24 protein-coding genes and 1 pseudogene are annotated in these 23780 nt (G+C 69.0%); 12 read left to right on the top strand and 13 right to left on the bottom strand.

Annotation, left to right across the window (positions count from 1 at the left end; all coding sequences use genetic code 11):
* Window positions 1–46: 46 nt before the first annotated feature.
* Window positions 47–1783, bottom strand: coding sequence for an ABC transporter permease (locus ACTRO_RS02405; RefSeq protein ID WP_034260831.1), 1737 nt, complete (start codon window positions 1781–1783; stop codon window positions 47–49).
* Window positions 1784–2152: 369 nt separating this feature from the next.
* Here ACTRO_RS02405 and ACTRO_RS48540 point away from each other — a divergent pair, with 369 nt between their 5' ends.
* The 4 genes from ACTRO_RS48540 (at window position 2153) to ACTRO_RS02390 (ending at window position 6026) form a co-directional block, all read left to right on the top strand.
* The gene (locus ACTRO_RS48540) at window positions 2153–2293 is read left to right on the top strand and encodes a hypothetical protein (protein ID WP_157435661.1); all 141 of its coding nucleotides are present in this window, start codon (window positions 2153–2155) and stop codon (window positions 2291–2293) included.
* 352 nt (window positions 2294–2645) lie between these two features.
* On the top strand, window positions 2646–3410 hold the full coding sequence (locus ACTRO_RS02400; RefSeq protein WP_034260828.1) for an SDR family NAD(P)-dependent oxidoreductase: 765 nt from the start codon (window positions 2646–2648) through the stop codon (window positions 3408–3410).
* Window positions 3411–3433: 23 nt separating this feature from the next.
* A complete protein-coding gene (locus ACTRO_RS02395) occupies window positions 3434–4027 on the top strand; it encodes a TetR/AcrR family transcriptional regulator (protein WP_034260826.1) in 594 nt (197 codons plus the stop codon).
* Window positions 4028–4835: 808 nt separating this feature from the next.
* Window positions 4836–6026, top strand: coding sequence for an IS3 family transposase (locus ACTRO_RS02390; RefSeq protein WP_169739797.1), 1191 nt, complete (start codon window positions 4836–4838; stop codon window positions 6024–6026).
* 520 nt (window positions 6027–6546) lie between these two features.
* On the opposite strand, the pseudogene ACTRO_RS02385 reads toward ACTRO_RS02390, so the two are convergent.
* The 3 genes and pseudogenes from ACTRO_RS02385 to ACTRO_RS51615 form a co-directional block, all read right to left on the bottom strand.
* Window positions 6547–7533 (bottom strand): annotated as a pseudogene (locus tag ACTRO_RS02385) (IS30 family transposase); the annotation flags it as partial.
* Between the two features lie 125 nt (window positions 7534–7658).
* Window positions 7659–8987, bottom strand: coding sequence for an IS256 family transposase (locus ACTRO_RS02380; protein WP_051450184.1), 1329 nt, complete (start codon window positions 8985–8987; stop codon window positions 7659–7661).
* Between the two features lie 86 nt (window positions 8988–9073).
* Window positions 9074–9250, bottom strand: a complete 177-nt coding sequence (locus ACTRO_RS51615) for a helix-turn-helix domain-containing protein (RefSeq protein ID WP_157435659.1) — start codon at window positions 9248–9250, stop codon at window positions 9074–9076.
* A gap of 295 nt (window positions 9251–9545) precedes the next feature.
* Between ACTRO_RS51615 and ACTRO_RS02375 the strand changes: the two genes are divergently transcribed.
* Together ACTRO_RS02375 and ACTRO_RS02370 are read left to right on the top strand one after the other, a co-directional pair.
* Window positions 9546–9896: a transposase gene (locus ACTRO_RS02375; protein ID WP_034272405.1), complete on the top strand. Its 351-nt coding sequence runs from the start codon at window positions 9546–9548 to the stop codon at window positions 9894–9896.
* A 41-nt stretch (window positions 9897–9937) separates the two neighbouring features.
* Window positions 9938–10966: an IS3 family transposase gene (locus ACTRO_RS02370; protein ID WP_063627906.1), complete on the top strand. Its 1029-nt coding sequence runs from the start codon at window positions 9938–9940 to the stop codon at window positions 10964–10966.
* A gap of 307 nt (window positions 10967–11273) precedes the next feature.
* Here the strand turns inward: ACTRO_RS02370 and ACTRO_RS02365 are convergent, their stop codons facing one another.
* From ACTRO_RS02365 to ACTRO_RS02355, 3 genes are all read right to left on the bottom strand, one after another.
* Complete coding sequence (locus ACTRO_RS02365; protein WP_034260824.1) at window positions 11274–12344, bottom strand: MBL fold metallo-hydrolase; 1071 nt, start codon at window positions 12342–12344, stop codon at window positions 11274–11276.
* A gap of 126 nt (window positions 12345–12470) precedes the next feature.
* Window positions 12471–13004 (bottom strand): carbonic anhydrase, encoded by a 534-nt coding sequence (locus tag ACTRO_RS02360; RefSeq protein WP_051450183.1) that lies wholly within the window; start codon window positions 13002–13004, stop codon window positions 12471–12473.
* A 135-nt stretch (window positions 13005–13139) separates the two neighbouring features.
* Window positions 13140–13955: an alpha/beta fold hydrolase gene (locus ACTRO_RS02355; RefSeq protein ID WP_169739795.1), complete on the bottom strand. Its 816-nt coding sequence runs from the start codon at window positions 13953–13955 to the stop codon at window positions 13140–13142.
* Window positions 13956–14152: 197 nt separating this feature from the next.
* On the opposite strand from ACTRO_RS02355, the gene ACTRO_RS02350 reads away from it, so the two are divergent.
* The gene (locus ACTRO_RS02350) at window positions 14153–16027 is read left to right on the top strand and encodes a glycoside hydrolase family 15 protein (RefSeq protein WP_051450182.1); all 1875 of its coding nucleotides are present in this window, start codon (window positions 14153–14155) and stop codon (window positions 16025–16027) included.
* Between the two features lie 23 nt (window positions 16028–16050).
* On the opposite strand, the gene ACTRO_RS46670 is transcribed toward ACTRO_RS02350, so the two are convergent.
* The gene (locus ACTRO_RS46670) at window positions 16051–16224 is read right to left on the bottom strand and encodes a hypothetical protein (RefSeq protein WP_157435658.1); all 174 of its coding nucleotides are present in this window, start codon (window positions 16222–16224) and stop codon (window positions 16051–16053) included.
* Between the two features lie 83 nt (window positions 16225–16307).
* Here ACTRO_RS46670 and ACTRO_RS02345 point away from each other — a divergent pair, with 83 nt between their 5' ends.
* The 3 genes from ACTRO_RS02345 (at window position 16308) to ACTRO_RS02335 (ending at window position 19068) form a co-directional block, all read left to right on the top strand.
* Window positions 16308–17282: an alpha/beta hydrolase gene (locus ACTRO_RS02345; protein WP_034260819.1), complete on the top strand. Its 975-nt coding sequence runs from the start codon at window positions 16308–16310 to the stop codon at window positions 17280–17282.
* A gap of 88 nt (window positions 17283–17370) precedes the next feature.
* Window positions 17371–18789: a YhgE/Pip domain-containing protein gene (locus ACTRO_RS02340; protein WP_063627913.1), complete on the top strand. Its 1419-nt coding sequence runs from the start codon at window positions 17371–17373 to the stop codon at window positions 18787–18789.
* A gap of 51 nt (window positions 18790–18840) precedes the next feature.
* Entirely contained in the window at window positions 18841–19068 is a 228-nt protein-coding gene (locus ACTRO_RS02335) for a Clp protease/crotonase-like domain-containing protein (protein WP_034260817.1), read from the top strand.
* A gap of 119 nt (window positions 19069–19187) precedes the next feature.
* Here ACTRO_RS02335 and ACTRO_RS02330 read toward each other — a convergent pair whose 3' ends face one another.
* Window positions 19188–19658 carry a hypothetical protein gene (locus tag ACTRO_RS02330; RefSeq protein ID WP_034272697.1) on the bottom strand — a complete coding sequence of 157 codons (471 nt, stop codon included), beginning with the start codon at window positions 19656–19658 and terminating at the stop codon, window positions 19188–19190.
* 308 nt (window positions 19659–19966) lie between these two features.
* Between ACTRO_RS02330 and ACTRO_RS02325 the strand changes: the two genes are divergently transcribed.
* Entirely contained in the window at window positions 19967–20152 is a 186-nt protein-coding gene (locus tag ACTRO_RS02325; RefSeq protein ID WP_211244057.1) for a hypothetical protein, read from the top strand.
* Between the two features lie 29 nt (window positions 20153–20181).
* Here the strand turns inward: ACTRO_RS02325 and ACTRO_RS02320 are convergent, their stop codons facing one another.
* The 3 genes from ACTRO_RS02320 to ACTRO_RS02310 form a co-directional block, all read right to left on the bottom strand.
* Window positions 20182–20427 carry a hypothetical protein gene (locus tag ACTRO_RS02320; protein ID WP_034260813.1) on the bottom strand — a complete coding sequence of 82 codons (246 nt, stop codon included), beginning with the start codon at window positions 20425–20427 and terminating at the stop codon, window positions 20182–20184.
* Window positions 20424–21602, bottom strand: a complete 1179-nt coding sequence (locus tag ACTRO_RS02315; protein ID WP_034260811.1) for an inorganic phosphate transporter — start codon at window positions 21600–21602, stop codon at window positions 20424–20426. The genes ACTRO_RS02320 and ACTRO_RS02315 overlap by 4 nt, the downstream gene beginning before the upstream one ends.
* 612 nt (window positions 21603–22214) lie before the next feature.
* Window positions 22215–22994, bottom strand: a complete 780-nt coding sequence (locus tag ACTRO_RS02310) for a class I SAM-dependent methyltransferase (protein WP_157435657.1) — start codon at window positions 22992–22994, stop codon at window positions 22215–22217.
* A gap of 80 nt (window positions 22995–23074) precedes the next feature.
* Between ACTRO_RS02310 and ACTRO_RS02305 the strand changes: the two genes are divergently transcribed.
* On the top strand, window positions 23075–23275 hold the full coding sequence (locus ACTRO_RS02305; RefSeq protein WP_034260807.1) for a hypothetical protein: 201 nt from the start codon (window positions 23075–23077) through the stop codon (window positions 23273–23275).
* Window positions 23276–23386: 111 nt separating this feature from the next.
* Here ACTRO_RS02305 and ACTRO_RS02300 read toward each other — a convergent pair whose 3' ends face one another.
* Window positions 23387–23734, bottom strand: a complete 348-nt coding sequence (locus tag ACTRO_RS02300) for a hypothetical protein (protein ID WP_034260805.1) — start codon at window positions 23732–23734, stop codon at window positions 23387–23389.
* Between the last annotated feature and the right edge of the window lie 46 nt (window positions 23735–23780).

The following is a 23780-nucleotide window of genomic DNA, read 5'->3' as shown; positions in this document are numbered from 1 at the left end:
GGACCGTGCCCGCCGGAGCGGGGCGCGAGCGCCAGATCGGTGGTGTTCACAGTGCGTACCTCGTTTCGGCCAGGCGGTACAGCCGCCGCCATACCAGTCTGTTGAGTCCCACCACGTACACACTCATGACCGCCACGCCGATCAGCACTTCGGGGAAGTCGCCGACGCGGGCGGCCTGGGCGATATAGGCGCCCAGGCCCGTCGCGGTCAGGTGGTGGTTGCCGTAGTCGACGACCTCGGCGACGATCGAGGCGTTCCACGCCCCGCCGGCCGCGGTGATCCCGCCGGTGACATACGCGGGGAAGACCGCCGGGAGAATGAAGCGCCGCCACCGGAGCCTGCCGCTCACGCCCATCGCGCGCATCGCCTCGCGCAGGTCGCTCGGGATCGCGCAGGCCCCGGCGATGACGTTGAACAGGATGTACCACTGCGCGCCGAGCGCCATCAGCAGGATCCCGCCGTAGTCCAGACTGATGCCGGCGGCGACGAAGAACGCCACCGCGAACGGGAACAGGAAGTTGGCGGGAAACGAGGCGAGGACCTGGACGACCGGCTGGGCGAGACGGGAGACCCTCGGATTCATCCCGATCCACACCCCGATCGGCACCCAGATCACCGAGGCGATCACCAGCAGGATCAGCACCCGCACGAAGGTCGCGCCGCCGAGGGCGAAAGCGTGCCCGAAAGCACCCAGCCCGGTTTGGGCGTGGACGTAGGACAGCGCGCGCCAGGCGCCGAAGACCACCACGGCGGTGACCGCACTCGCGAAGAACACGTCGCCGGCGCGCCGCCGTCCCGCGGTGCGATGCAGAGGATGCTCGGCCAGGCCCAGCGGGCGCGTGGCCTTGGTCAGTACCCGCCCGACCCGCTTGGCCGGGCGCGTGACCAGGTCGGGCAGCGAAGACCGGCGCAGCAGATCGAGCGTGACGCTGCGCGGGCGTTCGGCAGCCGTGGACTCCTCGGCGCGGAAGCGCTCAGCCCAGGCCACCATCGGCCGCCAGAACAGGACATTGACCACGATCACCATGGCGATCATCACGCCGATGGCGATCCCGACCCGGCCGAGCGAGCCCTGCGCCATGGCCGCGGCGACGTAGGCGCCGATGCCGGGCAGCGCGTAGGTGTGGCCGAGCACGCTGATCGCCTCGGAAGCGGCCAGGAAGAACCAGGCTCCGCCGAAGCTCATCATCCCGTTCCAGACCAGCGGGATCATCCCGCCGGGCACGTCCAACCGCCAGAACCGCTGCCACTTGGTCAACCGCATGATCCGCGCGGCTTCGTCCAGGTCGCGCGGCTGGGAGATGAGCGAGTGGTAGAACGCGAAGGTCAGGTTCCACGCCATGGAGGTGAAGATCGCGAAGACGGAGGCGCACTCCAGCCCCAGCTCGGAGCCGGGGAAGAGGCTGATGAACGCCGTTACCGTCACGGTCAGGAACCCGAGGACCGGCACGGACTGGAGGATGTCGAGAAGTGGGACGAGCACCTTCTCCGCGCGCGGCAGTCGAGCCGCAGCCGTGGCGTAGGCGAACGTGAAGGCGACCGCCAGCACCAGCCCGGCGAACATCCGCAGCAGCGAGCGCACGGCGTAGTACGGCAGGTTCACCGGGTCGGTCGAGACCCGGCTGGGCGCGGTCGAGGGAAGAAACGGCGCGTCGAGCGCCGGCGCGAGCCGCACGAGCGTGAACAGCAGCGCCAGCACGCCGGCGAAGACCACCACGTCGACCACCCGCAACCGCGGCCGGTGCCACACCCCGCGCGAGGGGAACTGCCCGGAAGAGGCCACAGCTCGACTTCCCTTCCGTGCACGTGCGGCCACCGGCAGCGGCCCCATCTGCGACGATGCTAGCGACCACGCCGAGCCGCACATACGGACCTTTAGCGCCGCGCCATCCCGCCGCGTGTCCGCGGCTCAGCGCGCGCAGAGTGTCGCTGAGCTGCGCGTCCTTAGATCACCGGGGCGGGGCCGCGCGGTCGCGGAAGCGGCCTCGGTCAGGCGGAGCCTCAAGGCGCCCGATTGTTCCTTGCGAAATATCAACGCCGGTGACGGGCTCCCAGCACCCATTCGGCCGCTCGCGGGCCGGCGCGTCGCTAGCGTTGCAGGAGGGCAGCCGCCCACATCGACACGACGAACAATTGAGCGGACGATCGGATCGTGGCCGCCGTACCCTTTCGCGCCGCCGTGACCGGCCCGGTGCCGCAGTACAGCGACACCGCGGTCGTGACCGGCTCACTGATTTTCGTCCTCTTCCTGGCTGTTCTCGCCCTCGTGGCCTTCCTCAAACGCCGCCGATAGCCGCACGCCGCTGCCGCCCATGCCGGATCCGAAGCTGAGCGCGCGTGTCGCGCACCCATCCACGTCGGTCGCCCCGGAGGCCATGCCGGCCTCGTGGTGCGGCGCGACGCCGACCGACCCGGGCACGCGCCTTGCAAAGCGGAGCCGAATCCGGTTATGCTGAGAGCAGCTAAGCGGACCTGGCTCCGGATATGAACCCGAGCCGCACCCAAGCCCCTGGTGACCGCCGACAGACGGCTCACCTGCGGCAACGGACCCGTCCAGCTTCGTCACCGCCGCCGCTCCCCCTCCTCTGCCATCTCAGAGCACATGCTTGCATCGCGGTATGCCTACTAAGAAAGTTGCATGAATCGTGACCAAACGACTCGAAGGCACCGTGGCTCTGGTGACCGGCGCCAGCAGCGGCATCGGCGCGGCGACCGCGCGCAGCCTGTCCGCCGAGGGCGCGAGCGTCGCGCTGCTCGCCCGCCGCCGCGAGCGGCTGGAGGAACTGGCCGGCGCCATCCGCGCCGACGGCGGCACCGCCCTCGTCGTCGAGGCCGACATCACCGACCAACAGCAGGCTGAGAAGGCCGTCAGCCGAGTCGTCACCGAACTCGGCCGCCTCGACACAGTGGTCAACAACGCCGGCCTCATGTACATCGCCCCGGTCGCGGACGCGTCGACCGAGGACTGGGACGCGATGCTGCAGGTCAATATCCAGGGCCTGCTCTATGTCACCCGCGCCGCGGTGCCTCACCTGCTCAAGGCGGCCGAGGACTCGCCGCGCGGCGTCGCAGACCTGGTCAACATCAGTTCCACCGCCGGACGCGTGGCCCGCCCCAATACCGCCGTCTACAACCTGACCAAGTACGGCGTCAACGGTTTCACCGAGGCACTGCGTCAGGAACTCGTGCCCAAGCGGGTGCGCGTCAGCGTCGTCGAGCCGGGCACCGTCGACACCGAGCTCAGCTCTCACCTGCGCGAAGGAGTCCGCCAGGCGGTCGAGACGCAGACCAAGGATATGGAAATGCTGCGTCCCGGCGACATCGCCGACGCGGTGAACTACATCGTCACCCGCGACCGTCGGGTCGCTGTCAACGAGATGCTCGTTCGCGCCTCCGAACAGACCTGGTAACACTTCGCCGAAAGGAGAGGGTCATGAATCGATCGCTGCGCGCCGACGCGCAAGCGAACCAGGAGCGGCTGCTCGAAGTGGCGGCGCATGCGTTCGCGCGCGATGGCGCGGACACCTCACTCAAGGCGATCGCGGCCGAGGCCGGGGTCGGGATCGGCACGCTCTACCGCCGTTTCCCGGCGCGGGAGGACCTCATTGAGGCCACATACCGGAACGAGACCGCGCTGTTGTGCGAATCCGCCTCCCTCCTGCTCGCCGAGCATCCCCCGGTCGCGGCGTTCCAGGCGTGGATGGAGCGGTTCGTCGACTACATGCTCACCAAGCGGGGCATGGCCGATGCGCTGCCGAAGATCCTGGCGAGCCGTGAGGGACTACGGGCGCACAGCCGCGAAGTTCTCAGCGGCGCGGTGGACGAACTGCTCCATGCGGGCGTCGTCACGGGCGCCTTGCGCCCGGACATCTCGTCGGCTGACGTCTTGATGGCACTGGGCGGCGTCACTCTGATCACCGGCCACGAAGACGAACGGCAACTCGCCTCGCGCCTGATCTCGCTGCTGCTCGACGGCCTTGCCGCCAACCGCGAGGCACCGATATCGCCCGCGCCGAGCGCTCTCTAGAGCGATTTGATGATCGACTGAGTGTTGGTGGGAGGTGGTGGCCGGTCGGGTCGAGGTGGTCGTCTGGCTGCGGGCGGCCGCTTCGCGTCGCCCGGGTTTGCTTCCACCCGCCCACCCGTTGCGTTGGCGGGGAGGGCTGGGGTTTCAAGATTTCGCCTCCGGCGCGGGCCCTTCTCTCGGAGAGAGATGCCGGGGTCTGTGGGGTGCTGGCGTTGGTGGGGCGGGCTGGAGTTCGGGGTGGTGAGGTTGCGGGGGTGTGCTCTCTCCTCGGTCGGTCCCCGGAGGCAATCAGGAACCTGCCGAGAGGTCAAGCGGCGGCGGCTTCCGCTGATGCTGGATCTTGCATGGCGCCGCTTGACCTCCCGGCAGAACCCTGATCGGGCTTCGCCTGCCCGACCGAGGAGAGAGCCCACTCCCTGAGGTCCAGTGCGAGCTGCGCTCGGGCCCAGTCCCAGACCGCGGCCCGGCCGCGCTCGATCCGGAAGAATCCTGCATCACCCTGATCCGGTCATCTCGATCCTCGATCCACGCGGTCGAGTCCCATGTCGCGGTCGATGCGGAAGGATTCTGCATCACCTTCACCCGGCCATCCCGATCCTCGATCCGCCCGAAGGGTCAGTGCCCGGGTCGCCCTTGATGTCAGATCCTGAACGGCCTCGGCGCGATCGACCCCGATCCCAGACCTCGCAGCAGAATCCCGCAAGCCGGCCGTGCACGATGCGGAAGGATTCTCCATTGGACTTCCCCCTTGGGGCCGGGCACCTAGACTGGGTGGATCGCGTGGTCCACCAGGAAGTGGTGTCGAGTGGTGGGTAAGCAGCAGAACCCGGTGTACTCGGAGGAGTTCAAGCGGGATGCGGTGAGGCTGGTGACCTCTTCGGGGCGTACGCGGGCCGAGGTGGCGCGGGAGCTGGGGATCAGCGGGGAGACTCTGCGGACCTGGGTGAGGGCGTTTGCGGCCGAGGGCGAGGCGGCCGGTGGGTCGGATCTGAGCGCGGATGAGCGTGCTGAGCTGCGGGAGCTGCGCCGGAAGGTCAAGCAGCAGGACGAGGTCATCAGCATACCTAAAAAAAGCCACTGCCTTCTTCGCGAACGACCCCCGGTAGAGGCGGTCTACCGGTTTGTCGGTGCGGAGAAGGCGCATCATGCGGTCACGCTGCTGTGTGGGGTGCTGGGGGTTTCGAGGAACGCGTACTACGACTGGGTTGCCGCGGCTGCGGCCCGGCTGGCGCGGGTGCGGGCCGAGGAGCTGCTGGTGGCGGAGATCGTGCTGATCCATCTCGGTTCGCGCGGTGCGTACGGTTCGCCGCGGGTGCATGCCGAGCTGGTCCGGCGTGGTCATCGGGTGAACCGGAAGAGGGTGGAGCGGCTGATGCGGGATCACTCGATTGCGGGTTTCACCCGGCGCAGGGGGCGGCGGTGTTTGACGAAGCAGGATCATGCCGCGCGGTTCGCCCCGGATCTGATCGGCCGGGATTTCACGGCGCGGGCTCCCGGGGAGCGGCTGGTGGGTGATGTGACCTGTATCCCGACGGGTGAGGGGTTTTTGTATCTGGCCGGCTGGGTGGATCTGGCGACGAAGGAGGTGATCGGCTGGTCGATGGGCGAGCATCACGACGGGGCGCTGGTCGGCGCGGCGCTGGAGATGGCCCGGGCGCGTGGCCGGCTGCGGCCGGGGTGCGTGGTTCATTCGGATCGGGGCGGGGAGTATACGGGCTCCGGATTCAGGGGTCTGATTGCCCGATGCGGGTATCGGCAATCGATGGGCCGGACCGGGTCGTGCTACGACAACGCGGTCGCCGAGAGCCACTGGGCCCTGATCAAAACCGAGATCGGTGTGCGGGAATGGCCGGACCGCGCCTCTGCGCGCGCTGCGCTGTTCGAGTACATCGAGGTCTTCTATAATCGCAAGCGGCTGCGTAAGTACCCGGGCTGGGGCTATCTGACCCCGCTCGAGGCACGGCAGCGCTACGGCCAGGTCCTGAACCTGGCAGCCTGAGCAACCAAAGATGTGTCCGGTTGCCGGGGGGAAGTCCACCATCACCCTCGTCCGTTCGTTCCGGAGCTCACGCAACGCGCAGGATCGCGTGGCTCGGTCGCACGCCGAGGACAATTCCTGCACCGTTTTCAGCCACACCCCCGCCGCCACCTGCCCAGCCACCGCGCCCACCACCGCTCCCGTCATAAGCCGCTATCCCCGTATGTCTCCATGCTAGACACCACCACCGACAAAAGCCGCGCATCCGGCCTTTGCCGGTTAAAGAAAATCCAGGATATTTACGGGGAACTCGGACACGCTCCCCGACGTTGAAAGGAGTAGAGAAGACAAGCGCAGCCCAGAACGGCGATGCATGATCGTGCATCAAGCGCGACCGGGCCACGGGCGGGACTCGGCCCGAGCGCAGCTCGCACCACTCCCCCAGGGGGTGGGCTCTCTCCTCGGTCGGGCAGGCGAAGCCCCATCAGGGTTCTGCCGGGAGGTCAAGCGGCGCGATGCATGATTCACCACGCGGTGTCTGTCAGTGGTTGCGAATCAAGGTGGTGTGTTGTCTGGGGATCCATTGTGCCATGCGTTCTTCCGGGGTAGCCCATTCGAGGACGCGGCGGGGGCGGGTGTTGAGGAGGTGTTCGACGTGGCGGAGGTCTTCGAGGGTGTGGCGGGAGAGGTCGGTGCTCTTGGGGAAGTACTGGCGTAGGAGGCCGTTGGTGTTCTCGTTGGTCGGCCGCTGCCAGGGTGAGTGGGGGTCGCAGAAGAACACGGGCATGCCGGTCAGTTCGGTGGTCTCGCGGTGGCGGGCCATTTCGGAGCCCTGGTCCCAGGTGAGTGATTTGAGGATCTGGGCGGGCAGGTCGGCGAGTTGGGCGACGAGGGCGTCGCGCATCGTCTCGCCGGTGCGCCGGTGGGGCAGGTGGATGAGTTTGAGGTAGCGGGTGTGGCGGCATACGAGGGTGCCGATCTGGGAGCGCTGGTGTTTGCCGATGATCAGGTCGCCTTCCCAGTGGCCGGGTTCGGAGCGGTCGTCGGCGGCGGCGGGGCGCTGGCGTATCGAGGTCATGTGGGGTATCGGGCCGGCGTGGCCGGGTTTGGCGCGTGTGTGGGGTGTGCGCAGGCGGCGCCCGGTGCGTAGTTTCGCTTTCTTCTCGCCGACCAGGCCGGCGTAGTAGGCCTGGTAGATGCTCTCGGCGCAGGCGCGCTGGTGCCACTGGTCGGGGTGGGCGGCGGCGAGGTGTCCGGCGATCTGGCCGGGCGACCAGCCGGCCGCGAGGAGTGCGTGTACCTGTTCGCGCAGGGGCTCGTTCGCTTCGATCTTGGCCGGGCGGTCGCGGCGTCGGGCGAGGTAGGCCTGGTTGTGGGCGTAGTAGGGGTCATAGACCCCGTTGGGTCTGCTGTTGCGCTCGATCTCGCGGTAGACGGTCGCGACGCTCTTGCCGATCGCCTCGGCGATCAGCGGTTTGGGGCGGCGTGCACGGGTGCCGTCGGCGATCACGATCCGGTCTTGGAGTGAGAGGAAACGGGCTGAGACCCGGGCTGGTTCATCGAGGGCTTGTCAATTGGAGTGTGTAAGTTTGGGGACGGTTCTTCCTTCTTCGGGTCTCCGTCGGCGGTTGCCGTCGGTGACGGTTTTGCTGGTCAGACCGGGAGTTTGCCGGGGAAGCGGATCGCGAAGTCGTTCAGGGCCCGCTTCCAGCCGTAGGTTCCGGTGCCGCGTAGCTGTCCGGCCGGCACGTGGCGGCCCTCGCCGTCGATGTGGCGGCCCTCGATGCGGCGGATGCCGAGGTAGAGCAGTTTGATCGCGGCGTCGTCGTCGGGAAAGTGCCCGCGGGTCTTGCTGATTTTGCGGAGCTGGAAGTTCATCGACTCGATGGCGTTGGTCGTGTAGATGACCCGTCGCAGCTCGAGGGGGAAGTCGAGAAACGGTATGAACGTCTCCCAGGACCGCTCCCATGCGGAGATCACCCCGGGTGCGCTGCGGGCGAACGTGCCGCGCAGCGCTTCGAGCGCGGCCTCGGCGGCCGAGGCGTTCGCGGCGGTGTAGATCGGGCGCAGCGCGGCGGCGATCTTCTTGCGGTCGGCGTAGGCGACATACCGCATCGAGGTGCGGATCAAGTGGACCACGCAGGTCTGCACGATCGCCTCGGGCCATACGTGCCCGATCGCCTCGGGCAGCCCGCTCAGCCCGTCGCAGCACACGACGAGGGCGTCTTTCAGGCCCCTGTTGCGCAGGGAGGTCAGGACGTTGAGCCAGAACCGGGAGCCCTCCTTCTGCTCGATCCAGATGCCGAGCACCTGCTTGTACCCGTCGGTGTCCACGCCGATCACCAGGTGCGCGGCCTTGTTCACGACGCTGCCGGACTCGCGGACCTTCACCACGATCGCGTCGATGTAAAGGATCGGATACACCGCGTCGAGCGCGCGGTTCTGCCATTCGGCGATCTCCTCGCGCACCACCTCGGTCACGTTCGAGACCAGCGCGGGGGAGATCTCGGCGCCGTAGACCTCGGCGAGGTGGTCGCGGATGTCGCGGGTGGACATCCCCCGGGCGTAGAGCGAGAGGATCATCTCGTCGACCTGCCCGAGCCTCTTGGTGCGCTTGGGCACGATCCGCGGCTCGAACGAGCCGGCCCGATCACGCGGGGCCTGCAGGCGCACCGGCCCGGACGCGGTGACCACGGTCTTGCCGTAGGAGCCGTTGCGCGAGTTGGGCGAGCCGACCCCGGCCGGATCCCCCTTCTCGTAGCCGAGGTGATCCGCCATCTCCACCTGCAGCGCCCGCTCGAGCACCGCCTTGGTGATCGCAGCCAGCAGCTCCTGCGCCCCGCCCCCGGCCTTCTCGGCCTCGGCCAGCAGAGAGTCGATCGCCTCCGGAGCCAGGATCGCAGCGACCCGACGGGCACCCTCGACCTGCTCGAGCTCCTCCACCAGATGCTCCTCGGCCTCCACCGACAGCACCTGGTCCATCTTCTTGCCACTCACAGCGTGTCACCATTTCTAGCAGCCAGGCACTACCACCTGCTGCTCAACAGGTCACCCGCTTACACACTCCATTAGACACGCTCTTCATCGATGCTCACCCCACCAGCGTGCTGGAGCCAGCGGCAGCCGGCGCTTTCGGATACTCCGGCCGCCGCTGCCGCCTGCCTTTGGGTATAGCCCGAATGGATGAGCTCGAAGAACCGGTACTTGACCTCGCGCGCAACGGGTATCCCAGTCGGATTGGGCACGTACGAAACCTCTCAACGAGAAGTTCGCAACCATCACTGGAAACCGCCCCATCAACGGAAACCACCGCCGCTTGACCTCCCGGCAGGACCCTGATTGCCTCCGGGGACCGACCGAGGAGAGAGCACACACCCGCAACCCCACCACCCCCAACCCCAACCCGCCCCACCACGCCAGCACCCCGCAGACTCCGGCATCTCTCTCCGAGGGAAGGGCCCGCGCCGGAGGTGAGCGTCCCCCGGGTTGCCGGTTGATCGGACCCGTGGCGTGATGGATGAGGTGAAGGGAGTCGGTCTGATGGCTGGTCAGAGGAAGTATCCGCCGGAGTTGCGGGAGCGGGCGGTGGCGATGTATCGGGCGGCGGAGGAGAAGCCGGTGGTGCGGGCGATGGCCCGTCAGCTCGGTGTGCATCCGGAGGCGCTGCGTGAGTGGATCCGTAAGGACGAGGAGGCCCGGTGCTCGGGTCCGGGCCGGGGTGGTGCTCGCCGCGGCGCGCTCGTGGATGTGCCGGAGCTTCCGGCGCAGGTGGAGGCGGAGCTGGCGGGGCTGCGCAAGGAGGTGATGGAGCTGCGGCGGGCGAATGAGATCCTGCGGGCGGCGAGCGCGTATTTCGCGGTCCAGCTCGACCAGACCGGCCGGCGCTGCTGAGGTTCCTCGAGGAGAACCAGGCGGCGTTCGGGGTCGAGCCCGTGCTCCGGGAGTTGGCGATAGCCCCGTCCACCTTCGGCGACTGGCGCCGGCGGGCTGTGGCGCCGTGCGCGCGGCAGGTGCGTGATGCCGAGTTGCTCGCGCGCATCCGCGAGGTCCACGCCGACTCGGGCGGGGTGTACGGCTCCCCGCGGGTGCACGCGGTGCTGCGGCGCGAGGGCGAGGCGGTCTCGCGCAAGCGGGTCGAGCGGCTGATGCGCGAGAACGGCATCGTCGGGGTGAGCCCGGCGCGCAAGGTGCGCACCACGATCCCGGACCCGGATGATCCCCGGCCCGCGGACGCGGTCAACCGGCGCTTCACCGCGGTGGGACCGAACCGTTTGTGGGTCACCGACCTGACCGTGATCGCCACCGGTGAGGGGCCGTTGTGGCTCGCCTCGATCCGCGACGCGTTCTCCCGCAAGGTCATCGCGTGGGAGAGCAGCGATGTCGCGGACGCGGACCTGGTGTGCGCGGTCCTCGAGTACGCGCTGCGCTCCAGGCGCCCGCCTGCCGACGGCAGCCTCGTGCACCACGCGGACCACGGGTCGCAGTACACCTCGATCAAGCTGAGCACGCGGCTGGTGCGGGCCGGGATCACCGCGTCCATGGGCACGGTCGGGGACTCCTACGACAACGCCCTGGCCGAGAACATGTGGTCCACGCTCAAGACCGAGTGCGTGCGCCGCCGGGAGTTCGCCACCCGGGCCGAGGCGAACCAGGCCCTGTTCGAATACCTCGACGGGTTCTACAACCCGCGAAGGATCCAGCGCAATCTCGGCTACCGATCCCCGGACGAGTACGAAGCCGCCCACGACGCTGGCGAGTTGACCGCGGCCGACCTCGAGCGACTGGCGCGCGATGCGACCCGTCGCCGCCACCGCCGCACCGAGCGCGCGAAAAGCCCGGCACTACCGGCCGGCCCGCAGGCCCGGCAACTGCCCGGACAGCGACCCACACCCACCGCCAAACGGGTACCCCCATCCGGGCGAACCCGGCCACAACAAGAAAACACCAGATCAACGGGCTAGATCACACGGAAAACTCTAGGGAAGCTCAAGGCGAGATCTTGAAACTGCAGCCCGCCCCGCCAACGCAACGGGTGGGCGGGCGGTCAGAAGAAACAGGGCGGCGCGAAGCGGCCGCCCACACCCTGACCCGACACCTCATCCCACGCCCCACCAGCGCTCAGCCGATCATCAAATCGCAATAGACGGCAGCTGTTTTCGCCCTGGCCGCGAGGACGACGCATACCGGGCGTGACCTGTGGCAACAGCGCCGCGCCCTGAGGGTCAAGGCGGCTCAATGAGTAGTCCTGCCGGGACGACCCGGGCCAGATCAGGCAGCACCGACAGAGGCTGCGCCGAGTGTATAGGTGGTCCCGACGCTGAACTGCACCCATGCGTCCGGGAGGGATGCGGCGAGGGCGTGCTGGGCGCGCCAGCCGGTGCAGTGGCCGGGGACGATCAGTTCGGGGGCCAATCGGGTGAGCGCGTCCGCAGTCGGGGCGATGACCGGCTCGAAGGCGGGACCGCTGAGGTGAAAGCCCCCGATGAGGGCCAGCAGCTTCTCGACGCCGGTCAGCCTCATGGCGTGCCGCACGATGTTGACCACTCCGGCGTGGCCGCAGCCGGTGATGACGACGAGTCCCCGGCCGCGCACATGGATGACGAGCGCCTGGTCGTCGATGACGGCGGCGTCGTGCCGCCAACCGGTCCCGTCCCAGGCCTGGTGTGGCGGCGGCATGCCGTGCTCGAACTCGGTGACGCGGTCCACCTCGCCGGTGATCAGGATGCCACCCGCCACCAGCGACGGCCACCGCCGCTCGACCACCTCGAACCCTTCGCGTTCCAGGGCACCGCGCGAGAGCGTGGGCATCTCCAGACCCTGACTGCCCGGCAGATCGAGGCGGCGGCGGGTCCAGACCGCGGGGTGAACGGTCAGCGGCAGGCCGGAGCGTCCGCGCAGCCGGGCCAGACCGTCGAAGCCGCCCGCGTGGTCGAAGTGCCCGTGGCTGAGCACGACGCCGTGCAGACCGCCGATGTCGACGCCCAGGCGCTCGGCGTTCACCGCCAGCGCGTCCGGCGAGGCGCCGGTGTCGAACAGCAGCGTGGTGCTCGAGCTCCCGCTTCGGACGGTGACCAGGGCGGAGAAGCCGTGCTCGGCGCGCAGCCCCGCGACGGTCTCACCGCCGGCGAACTGCCGCGCCGGGGTCCTCCCAGTATTCGCCGCCGGCCGGCTGACGCCTTCGGCGGAAGGCAGCAGGGCGTCGAAGGCGTTGTCGACCAGGATCGTGACCCTGACCTCGTCGACCTCGGGAACGGCCACCGGGTCGATGACCGGTCGGTCTGCGACGCGAGGCGCTGACTGCGCTGCTTCGGCCGCCGAGTGCCCGTGATCCTCGCACATCAGAAGGCGCCTTCCCGTCGATACGACTGGTTGGGAGAGCGAACTCCGGCGCAAGCCGAAGGCCCTCGGCGATCGCCCGGGCCGGACCGGCCGCAGGCACGGCGCGATGTCATGCCTTCCTCTCAGTCATGCGTCCACTCGCACAGGCGGGACGACGACGTCGATGAGTCCGGTGGCCACGTCGTACACGAGCCCTGAGACGAAGACTCCGGGCCTGAGCTTCTGCTTGAGGATCTCGACGTCGAGGCGGACGGCGGCGGCCGGGTCGATGACCGCCTTGCCGTCCACGTCTCCGACCGGAACTTCGAAGTACTCGGCCAGCAGCTCGGGGAACGCGGCCAGGTCCGTGATCCCGCAGTCGGTGTGGTGGAGGACCGCATAGTGGGTGACACCCGGACCGGCGCCGCCTGTGCGGGACTGCGTGACCTTCGAGAGCAGCCCCAACGTCCGGAGCGTCTCGGGCGCGACCCTGCCTCCGACGTTGCGGATCACCGCCGCCTCGCCGAGCTCGAGCCCGAGAACGTCGCAGGGGTCGACACGGGGGTCAACGCATCCGATGACCGTCAACCCGCCGCTGGGCATGAGCTTGAGGCCGGCGAATGCTCTGCCGTCGGCGGCGAAACCGGCGTTCCGCGCGGCTAGCTCCTCAGCGTCGATCACTGTGACTGCGACCTCTCATACTCTGGTCGGACCCCGGGGCAGCGCGCTGACAGCGACCTGCAGCTCCGATGGCACCGCGATTGCAGATGCGCCACGGTGCGCCTCATCGAGCAGCCCTGCTGGTCAACGATGCCTTCAGTTGGCACGCCACCAGGCCGTGATGACGTCGGCGTACTCGTCTGCGGCTTCCTCCCAGGCGAAGTGTCCGGCGTCGATCGCGTCGAGCTTGCTGCCGGGCACGCGGGCGTGGAGGTACTCGGCGTTCTCCAACGGGACGACCGGGTCGTTGCGGCCGGCCAGGATCTGCAAAGGCGTCGTGATGCCGGGCAGCAGATCGCTCAAGATGGGAAGCTCAGCCGGGTACGCGCGGACGTACGGGAGCTGGTCCACGAACCGCTGGCCCCAGTAGCAGGCCAGATAGTCCTCTCGCACGATGTCCGGCAGCTCGTAGCCCTGGATGGTGCCGATCGCGACCTTCACGACGTCCTTGGGGCCCATGGCCCGGTAGGGCGCCAGGTCGTCGGTGAGCACCCAGTCCTTAAGCGGGCTGCCCAGGGTGATCGGGACTGCCACGCCGCCGGTGCCCACCACCAGGCTCCGGAACCTGTCCGGATGGTCCACCACCGCGAACAGCGCCGCGGCCGTCCCGATATCCGGCCCTACGACATGCGGCCGGTCCAGCCCGAACGCGTCGGCGAGCCGCACGACGAAGCCGCCCATGGCCCGGGGCGAGAGCAGCTCCTCGCGGAGCTCGGACATCCCGAACCCCGGCAGGTCGACTGCGACCAGGTGCGCGTGCTCGGCGAGCTTGGACCAGATCGCGTCATAGCTGTACAGGCTCTCCGGCCACGGGCTCAGCAACAACGCGGAACGGTCACGCGGCCCTTCGCTCTCGGCGTAGCGGATCGAGAGTCCGTCGACCGTCCGGAACCTCGGTCTGATCTCCGTCATTTCGATCACTCCCGTCATGGCCGCGTAGCGGACGCTTCAACGGTAAGCCGGGTACACCGTGAGCCGCGAGGCAGCAATCGCCGCGGTCTGCGATGGTCCCCCGACCGGCGCAGGCCCGATGGCCCCGGGGCCGCGGTCTGATGGAGAGTCGGAAGTGCTCACCTGGATCGGGTGGCAGGGCGGAGAGGTGAGTACGGGTGACCGGAGCAAGCGTCAGCCGTGATTACCCGGCGATCGCCGGCCACGGCCTCATCGGAGATCTGCAGACGCTGGCGCTTGTATCGGACCACGGCGCGGTGAACTTCTTCTGCGCGCCCCGGTTCGACTCCCCGAGCGTCTTCGCATCGCTGCTGGATGCCGACGGCGGCGGCCACTTCACCGTGACCGTCGAGGGCGAGCAGGTCAGCACGACGCAGATGTACCTGGCCGACTCGGCGATCCTGGTCACCCGGTTCTTCACTCCAGACGGGGTGGGCGAGGTCGTGGACTTCATGCCGATCGGCGATCCGACCACGCCGAGCGGCGAGCACCGGATCATCCGCGTGCCGCGGGTGGTGCGTGGCACCGTCCGCTTCTCGCTGCGGTGCCGGCCTCGCATCGACTACGGGACGAGCCGGCACACCCTGACCGTGCGCGGCGACAGCGCACGATTCCAGGCCGATGGCGCGCAACTGCGGCTGGACTGCACGGCACCGGTCGAGCTGAACGCGGACGGCGAAGACGTGTCGGCGGAGTTCACGCTCGGCCACGGACAGACGGCCGGGGTGATGCTCACCGTCCTCACCGGCGACGCTGCGGCACCCGCCGCCGCACCCGCCGAGGGCGGGGGCCTGGAACTGAGCGCGGTGCAGTCCGCCTTCGACGCCACCCGCGGATTCTGGGAGCGGTGGCTGCACCGATGCACCTACCGCGGCCGCTGGCAACAGCAGGTCAAGCGCTCCGCGATCACCCTCAAGCTGATGATCTACGCGCCGAGCGGAGCACCGGTGGCCGCGGCGACCATGGGCCTGCCCGAGCAGGAGGGCGGGGAACGCAACTGGGACTACCGCTACACCTGGATCCGCGACGGCTCGCTGACCATCGCTGCGCTCGAAAGCATCGGCTTCCACGACGAGTCGCTCGCCTTCAGCCGGTGGCTGGCCGCCCGCCTGTCCGCCGGCGGCACCGCGACCGGCGAGCCGCTGCAGATCCTCTACCGCATCGACGGCGACCCTGACTGCGCCGAACGGGTGCTCGGGCAGTTCGAAGGCTGGCGTGCGTCCGCCCCCGTCCGGGCGGGCAACGGCGCGATGGACCAGCTGCAGCTCGACATCTACGGCGAGGCCGCGTACTGCCTCTCCCGCTCCGTGCCGCTGCGCGACACCGCCGGATACGACGGCTGGCAGGCCTTCGCTTCCGTGATGGACTGGCTGTGCGACCACTGGGACCGGGCCGACGCCGGGATCTGGGAGACGCGCGGCGGCGCGCAGAGCTTCACCTTCAGCCGGGTGATGTGCTGGGCGGCGCTGGACCGCGGGCTGAAGATGGCCTGGGACCTCTCCCGCCCCGCGGACATCGCCCGCTGGACCCAGGTGCGCGACACCATCGCCCGGCAGATCCTCGACCAGGCGTGGAACGAGGAGAAGAAGGCGTTCGTCCAGCACTACGGCAGCGACGTGCTCGACGCCTCGCTGCTGCTGATGCCCAAGGTCGGCTTCATCTCCTCCCGCGACCCGCGCTGGCTGGCCACGCTCGACGCGATGGACGCCGAACTCGTCGCGGACTCGCTGGTCTACCGCTACAACCCCTCCGCCTCGCCGGACGGGCTCAAGGGTTCCGAAGGCACCTTCTCACTGTGCAGCTTCCTCTACGTCGACGCCCTGGCCCGCGCCGGGCGGATCGGCGAGGCCCGCTACGCCTTCGACAAGATGCTCACCTACGCCAACCACGTCGGCCTGTTCGCCGAAGAGATCGGCCCGACCGGGCAGCAGCTGGGCAACTTCCCCCAGGCCTTCACGCACCTAGCCCTGATCAATGCCGCCACCTCCCTCGACGGGGCACTCGACCAGGCCGAGGCCGCGGCTGCCGGGTGACCGGTGCGGGCGAAACCGGACCGTCAGCGTTCGAAGTGGGCGCCGAGAAGCTGCTCGATTCCGGCGAGGCGGCGCTCGATGCGGCCGAGGTCGGCGTGCGTGGCCCCGCGGGCCGAGGGCAGCAGGTCGACCACAAGGTGCCCGCTCGGCTCAAGGCTGGCGCTCTCGACGTCGTCCACGCCATCGCCGTTCTGCATGGCCGGTGCACACGCACCAGAGATTGATTCCGGGGCGAATCCACTCGCGTCCGCCGCCCACCCGTCCCGAACGGAGTAATGGTATGTCCGCGACCCTTCCCGCTCCCCCCGCCCCCTACCTCGAGCCGGCCGCCCGGGAACTGGCCGAGGCCACGGACCCGCATCCGCGCATCACCGAGGTTCCGCCGCAGCAGGGCCGGGACACGCTTGCCGGGCTGCAGAGCGGCGACGGCGTCGACAAGCCCGCGGTCGACGAGGAGTGGGTCGAGGTCGACGCCGGGCAGTACGGCACGGTACGCACCCGCATCGTCAAGCCCGCCGGCGCCACCGGCACGCTTCCGGTCATCCTCTACATCCACGGCGCCGGCTGGGTCTTCGGGGACGAGAACACCCACGACCGGCTCGTGCGCGAACTGGTCGTGGGCGCGAACGCGGCAGCGGTCTTCCCGGTCTACGACCGGGCGCCGGAGGCCAAGTACCCCACGCAGATCGAGCAGAACTACGCGGTCGGCAAGTGGATCGTCGCCCACGGCGCGAGCAAGGGTCTCGACCCCGGCCGGATCGCGGTGTGCGGCGACTCGGTCGGCGGGAACATGTCCGCCGTCTTCGCCCTGATGGCCAAGGACCGCGGCGACGTCCCGCTCAGGGCCCAGGTACTGCTCTACCCCGTGACCAGCGCGAGGTTCGACACCGCGTCCTTCCAGCAGTTCGCCGAGGGGTACTACCTCACGGCCGACGGGATGAAGTGGTTCTGGGACCAGTACACCTCCGACGCCAAGCGGCGTAAGGAGAAGTACGCCTCGCCGCTGGAGGCCGACCTCGACGAGCTCAAGGGCCTGCCGACCACGCTGGTCATCGTCGACGAGGCGGACATCCTGCGCGACGAAGGCGAGGCGTACGCCGCCCGCCTGCGCGAAGCCGGAGTGGACGTCACCTCGGTGCGCGTACTCGGCATCGTGCACGACTTCATGATGCTCGACAGCCTGCGCGACGCCCGCGCGACCAACGTCGCCAGGCAACTCACCGTCGACGCACTCCGGCGAGCCCTGCACGGATGACGATGGCTCCCCACTGCATGCCCTCGCCCCCGAGCAGGCGGGCTTGCGCCGTCGTCCGCCGGCGTGACTCTCGTCGTGGGGATGCGCCGTGAAGTCCGATCCTCGCCTGCCGGTGCGAGCGGGCAAGCTGCTGCGGGTCCGCGCGGTGTGGATGGTCCCGTTGGTGCTGGGGTCGGTCGTGATCGCCGTCATGACCGCCGTGTACATCTCCGCGGTGGCCGACCCGGTCTCGCACCTGCGAGGTCTGCCGGTCGGCCTGGTGAACCAGGACCAGGGCGCCACGATCGGATCGCAGCACCTTGACGTCGGCGCGCAGATCGCGTCCGGCCTGCAGGCCAGTCCGGCCGTCTCGGACCCGCTGAGCCTGCAGCCGCAGACCCTCTCGCAGGCTGAGGCGGCGATGGACGACGACGGCCTGTATGCGACGGTGGTGATCCCACCCGGTTTCACCGCCGACCTGCTCACCGTCTCGGGCATCGCGCGGACGAGCACCGGTGCTCACACGGTGCCCACCGTCGAGATCCTCACGAATCTGCGGGCCGGCACGGTCAGCAGCCAGTTGGCCACCGCGATCCTGCAACCCGCTCTGGCGGCGGCCTCCCACCAGGTCGGTCAGCGCCTCGTCGCTTCGATCCCACCCGCGAGCCGGACGCCCGCCGCCACGCTCTACCTGACCGACCCGATCAAGGTGACGACCACTCAGTACCGGCCGCTGCCGAACAACGCAGCGCTCGGTCTGAGCGCCTTCTACATCGCACTGCTGACGATGATGTGCGGGTTCCTCGGCGGGGTGATCGTGAACAACGTCGTGGACTCCGCCCTCGGCTACTCGACCAACGAGATCGGGCCGCGCTGGCGCCAACGCCGGCCGCTGCCGATCAACCGCTGGCAGACACAGCTCGTCAAATGGCCCGTCGTCGTGGTCCTCACCGCCGTGCTCACCGCGATCGAACTCCTCGTGGCCGCCGGAGTGGGCATGGACACCCCCTATCCGCTGCTGCTGTGGGTCTACATGTGGCTGTGCGCCGCGAGCGTCGGCGTCGGCACGATCGTGCTGTTCGCCGCCGCCGGCACCTTCGGACAGCTCATCGCCCTGCTGCTGTTCGTCTATGCCGGCCTTGCCTCGGCCGGCGGGACGGTGCCGATCGAGGCGCTGCCCGGGCCCCTTCGCGGCCTGAGCAACGTCGAGCCGCTCCGCGAGATCCTGGCCGGCACCCGCTCGATCATGTACTTCGGCGCCCGCGCCGACGCGGGGCTCGCCCACGGCGCTCTGGCCGCCGGACTCGGACTGCTGCTCTGGGTGATCCTCGGAGCGGCCATCGTGACCTGGTACGACCGCAAACGGTTCTACCGCCTCGACCCGGACGTGATCGAGTACGTCGACGCCGCGATCGCGCAGCACCAAGCCCGTCGGGCGGCGCCTGGTCGGAGTGGTACCGCACCCCGCGGCGACCGCGATGACCGCGATGACCAGGAGGAAGACGGAGATGAGCAGTCCGGCGGCTAGGCCGCGAGGGTGGAGCGGGCGCTTGGCAACCGGTAGCGAACTGGAGGAGACATGGCCCACCACTCCGACCCGGACGACGTGCGCGTGGTCGTCCTCGACAGCGCCTCACCCGACTTCTTCTCCGCGCACGTCGACCTCACCGCGGTTCAGCAGTACACGGCGGGGGCGGCCAAGGCCGGCGGCCCGGGAGACGCCTCGCTGGGCATGCTGCTGCACAAACTGGCCCGGGTCCCGGCGATCACCGTCGCCAAGGTCCGTGGCCGGGCCCGCATCCCGTGAGCGTCTGGAGTACCTCGTCGGCCGAGGCCTTCAGGAGCCCGGCGACCTCGAACTCGGCCTCGGCGCCGCGGTGGCCGGGTTCCGCCGGTGACTTCCGCTCAGCGGCAAAAGCCGGGAGCTCAGCTCGCGGACTGCTGAACGTGAGGGCGGTTGTTGCGATCTTCAACGGCCTTGATGGTGCTCTTCAGGGGCTTCTCCAGGACGCTTCTGCCAACGCTGCCGAGCATCAGTGCCGTGAACTTTCCCTTCACGTTCTTGCCCTCGCGGACTACATCGACATCCAGCCGGGTGGTGCCGTCGGGTTGCGGGGTGAAGGCGTAGACGTGGCCCGAGTGGCCGCCCCACGTGTTGGAGTCGACGGTCTTCATCGTCACGCGCCGGGGGTCGCTCCAGTCGTACTGCAGCCGCTCCCAGAAGCCGCTGGAGCCCTCCTTGACGTCTGCGGAGGTGGGGCCCGTCGAGTACACGTGCAGGTACTTTTCGTCGCTCTTTCCGAACACCTCCTCGCGTCCCGGGCCGAAATCGGTCAGGGCGGCAACGAATTCTTCGGGCGTCGCGCTCGTCGTCTCGGTGAAATGGAACTCGGCCATGGACTCCTCCATGCAGAGCGGCGGTGTCGTCCGCTGGTCCTCACCTGTCCAGCAAGTGTCACTCCGGGCCGAGCCCGTCGCCACCGGCGCCGGGACAGCCGGGCAAGGCAGGCCGGATTGCGGCCGGATCGACGCAGATGGCCTGCCGGTTTCCGGTTCATGCCCGGTTTCCCCCGAATGGCGCACTTCCTCGCCCCCACGGCCTGCGCACGGGCCATGGATGACGGCTGCACGGATGCGATGTGCATGGGTTGACCTGAGGATATTGACCTGGGCCCCGCCCGAGGGCCCGGAAGGGTGTGATCATCGTGCCGACGACCTACGAGTCTGCGGACGAACTGACCGCGGCACTGATCCGGGCGGCCGAGGCGCACGGTCGCCACGAGCAGGAGATCGGGCATGAAGATCCGGAGTGGCCCGTTTGGTACGCGCAGTACATGGTGGCCGAACAGGACAACAGGTCCGGTGACGCAGGTCCGGGGCAAACGGGATAGTACGACACGCGGTTCGAGCGGGTATCGGCTCAGGTGCCCGAGACGATGACGTAGATACCCCAGCCGATCGCTGCGAGGATGACGGCGAAGCAGATCAGCGCGATGGCTTGCGCGCCCCGGCTGGGTGCGGCAGTGGTCGCGCCGCCCGCGGGCGCGGAGCCGTGCTCGAGCCAGAGCCGCAGGCCGACGGCGAAGAGCGCGGGCAGTCCGCCCCCGAGCACGAGGCCCCATACCACGATCTTCCACAGGGCATTGAGATTGATCCAGCTGTTCACGCGCCGGCTCCTTCACTCGAGCCCTGGCCGGCGGCCGTAGGCTGCGGGTCGGGGTGAAGCGAGCCGGTCCACGCGGCGTTGACGTTCTCCGGGGTGACGGCCGGATGGCGCGAGGCGGCGTAGATGCCGACCGAGGCGAGCACCAGGAGCATGAAGACGAGCACCGGCCCGCCCGTCCCGCCGATCCCGTTCGCCACCCAGAAGGCCAGGGCGCCGGCCAGCCCGGCGGCCGGCAGTGTGATCACCCAGGCGATCGCCATCCGGCGCGCGACGTGCCAGCGCACCTCGGCACCCTGCTTGCCCGCGCCCGAGCCGAGGATCGATCCGGTGGCCACGTGCGTGGTCGACAGGGAGTAGCCGAAGTGGGTGGAGAGCAGGATGACCGAGGCGGAGGCGGACTCCGCGGACATGCCCTGCGGCGGCTCGATCTCGACCAGGCCTTTGCCCAGCGCCCGGATGACCCGCCAGCCGCCCACGTAAGTACCCAGTGCGATGGCCAGCCCGCAGCTGACGATGACCCAGGTCGGTGCCTTGGCGTTCGCGGCCACGTTGTGGTCGGCGATCAGTGCGAGGGTGATCACGCCCATGGTCTTCTGCGCGTCGTTGGTGCCGTGCGCGAGCGAGACCATGGACGCCGACCCGATCTGTCCGAGCCGGAACCCGCGGTCGGTGCCGCGCGGATCGAGACCGCGCAGAACCCGGTGCACCAGGTAGGTGCCGATGCCGGCGACCAGGCCGGCCACGATCGGGGCGAGCACCGCCGGGACGATGACCTTCGAGACCAGCCCCTGCCACTTGACCGCGTGCGATCCCGCCGCGGCCATCGTCGCACCGATCACCCCGCCGATCAGCGCGTGCGACGAACTCGCGGGGATGCCCAGGAACCAGGTGGCGAGGTTCCACAGGATCGCGCCGACCAGTGCGGCGATGACCACGGTGAGGGTGACCGCCGTGGTGGACACCAGACCGCTGGCGATGGTCGCGGCGACCTCGAGGGAAAGGAACGCCCCGACGAGGTTGAGCAACGCGGACAGGCCGACGGCGATGCGCGGCGGGAGCGCGCCGGTCACGATGGACGTCGCCATCGCGTTGCCGGTGTCGTGGAAGCCGTTGGTGAAGTCGAAACCCAGCGCCGTGATCACGACGAGGGTGAGAATCCAATCCTGGCTGGTCACGAGGCGAGCGTAAGAGCCCGGGCAAAGCCCACGCGATCGCTCACCGGCGCACGGGTGAGGCGCCGCACGCCCGGCCGAGCCCGGCGCGGCCGGTCGGCCGGTCGGCCGGAATGAACCGGGTATCACCAAGGACAATTGCGCCCTGCACGAGATCGCCGGCCGGCCCACCCTCGGCCCGCCCAAGACCCGCGCCGCAGTCCGCGACATCGCGCTCACGTCCAGCTGGCACGACCCCAGCGGTAATCCACAACGGCCCTAAGCCGATCATGTCGGGCGGCACTGAAGTCATTGGGCAGACTACTGATGACGCAGTCCACCAACGCCTCTTCCGCCTCCAGCACACCCCCGTGCCGGCCGGAGTTCTCGGCTGTGAGGTATTCGAGGACGGGTGCGGGAATCTGGGTGCGGCGAACGAGGCCCTCGCGGTCGGTGTAGGGCCCTGCTGTCGTGTGGTCAGGATCGAGCTGCCCTACCCCATCTCGGCCCGCAGAGAAAATCGTCCCGGTCCGGCGGGGGTCCACGGCGTCCTCCCGCTGGGACGCGAGGGCACCTGGACGCGCGGTCTGTTCCGGTTCTGGCCTCCACCGACCAGAGCGCGGCCTGCGCACCTGTTCAGTCGCGGATGCCGCGGATCAGGACGAGCGAGCCCTGACACTCCGGCTGCGTGCGCAGGGCGCCGTAGTGAGCGTCCCAGCTGCCGTCGCCGAGATCGCGGGCGAGGTGCTCGGTGTACGCGGCGGCGACGGGCTCCGGCACGAAACTCCACGCCGAGTTGGCCCTGCGGGCGCCCGGATCCAAGAGCATCTCGGGGCGGCCGTAGTAGGCCTCGTTGAATCCGTCGGTGCAGTCGAGCGGGATCTGCACGTAGGTCACCGTGGCCGTGCCGCCGAGCAATTCGGCGATCCTCGCGATCGACGGGTAGCGGCGGGCCTCGGTGTCCAGGACGAGCGGGGCGTAGCGGTAGAGCCAGAAATCGCGCACCAAGTCCGGGTCGCAGGTGAGCACAAGGACCGGTCCGCGGGTCACCCGCCGCATCTCGCCCAGCCCCGCGGCCAGATCACCCCACTGGTGGACGCTGAACGTGGCCATCGACGCGTCGAAGAAGTCGTCGTCGAACGGCAGATCCTCGGCGACCGCGTCGATCGCCTCGACCAGATGCGCCGGGCGCTGCGCCCGCATCGACGCGGACGGCTCGACCGCCGTGATCTCGTACGCGGCCGCTTCGTACGAGCCCGCTCCCGCCCCGACATTCAGCACGCTCCGCACGTCCCCGAGCGCCCCGGCGATCGCCTGCGCGATGCGCGGGTCCGGTTGACGGTAGCCGGTGTAGCCGACACCGATCGCCTCGTAGTTCGCGTCTCCGGCACTGCCGTCCTGCAAACGAACCGTCATGACCGCGATCATAGCAATCCAGGCACACCCGATACCATGATGTTGAGAACTCTGAGACAGAGCACGAACAATCGCCGCCGATGACGCCGGCAGAAACGTTCTTGGGCGGCAGTATGCCCGATCGCCTGCTGTTCTCCCACGGAACGCTGCGGCTTGCGCAGGTCCAGATGGCCCGCTTCGGCAGCGGGCGATCGATCCGGCACCGCGCTATGCGACCGAAATCCTTTCCGACGAAAGCGAACGAGGGCCCGATGACGACGCACCGGTTGCCGTACGCGTAGTCGAAACGGCCCGGGATCCCTCAAACAGCCGATCAAGCCCCTAGCTGCGAAGAGATGGCCAAGACCTCCATGAGCTGAACTCCGCTCCGGTGCGATGCGTGCTGGTCGCGCCTACCCGGCGGAGTACTGGTGCCGGGTGATGGCGCCGCCGCGGATCTCGACCGTGGCCCGCGGGGTGTGCGGATCGCTCCAGATCGTGTAAGTGCCCTCATTCAGATCGGGATAGACGGCATCGTAGGTGGGCACGGGACGGGTCAGACGCTGGCGCACGATGGAGTGCGTGCGCGGCGGGAGGACAGCCTCGTCGTCGCGCGGCAGGCGGCTGATCTCGATCTCGACGCCGTGCAGGGATTCATCGGCCTCGATGATCAGGGCCCCGATGTCCTCGCCGAGATTCAAGACGACGCTGGCACTCGGCGAGGGCCCGTAACGGTGGTCGTGATCATGGTCGTGGTTCACGATCGTTCGCTCCTTCGTGGTTCTGCGTGGTGCGCGGGATGCGGAG

The sequence above is a fragment of the Actinospica robiniae DSM 44927 genome (genome assembly GCF_000504285.1).
Taxonomy (GTDB): domain Bacteria; phylum Actinomycetota; class Actinomycetes; order Streptomycetales; family Catenulisporaceae; genus Actinospica; species Actinospica robiniae.
This window is presented reverse-complemented; position numbering and strand designations above follow the sequence as displayed.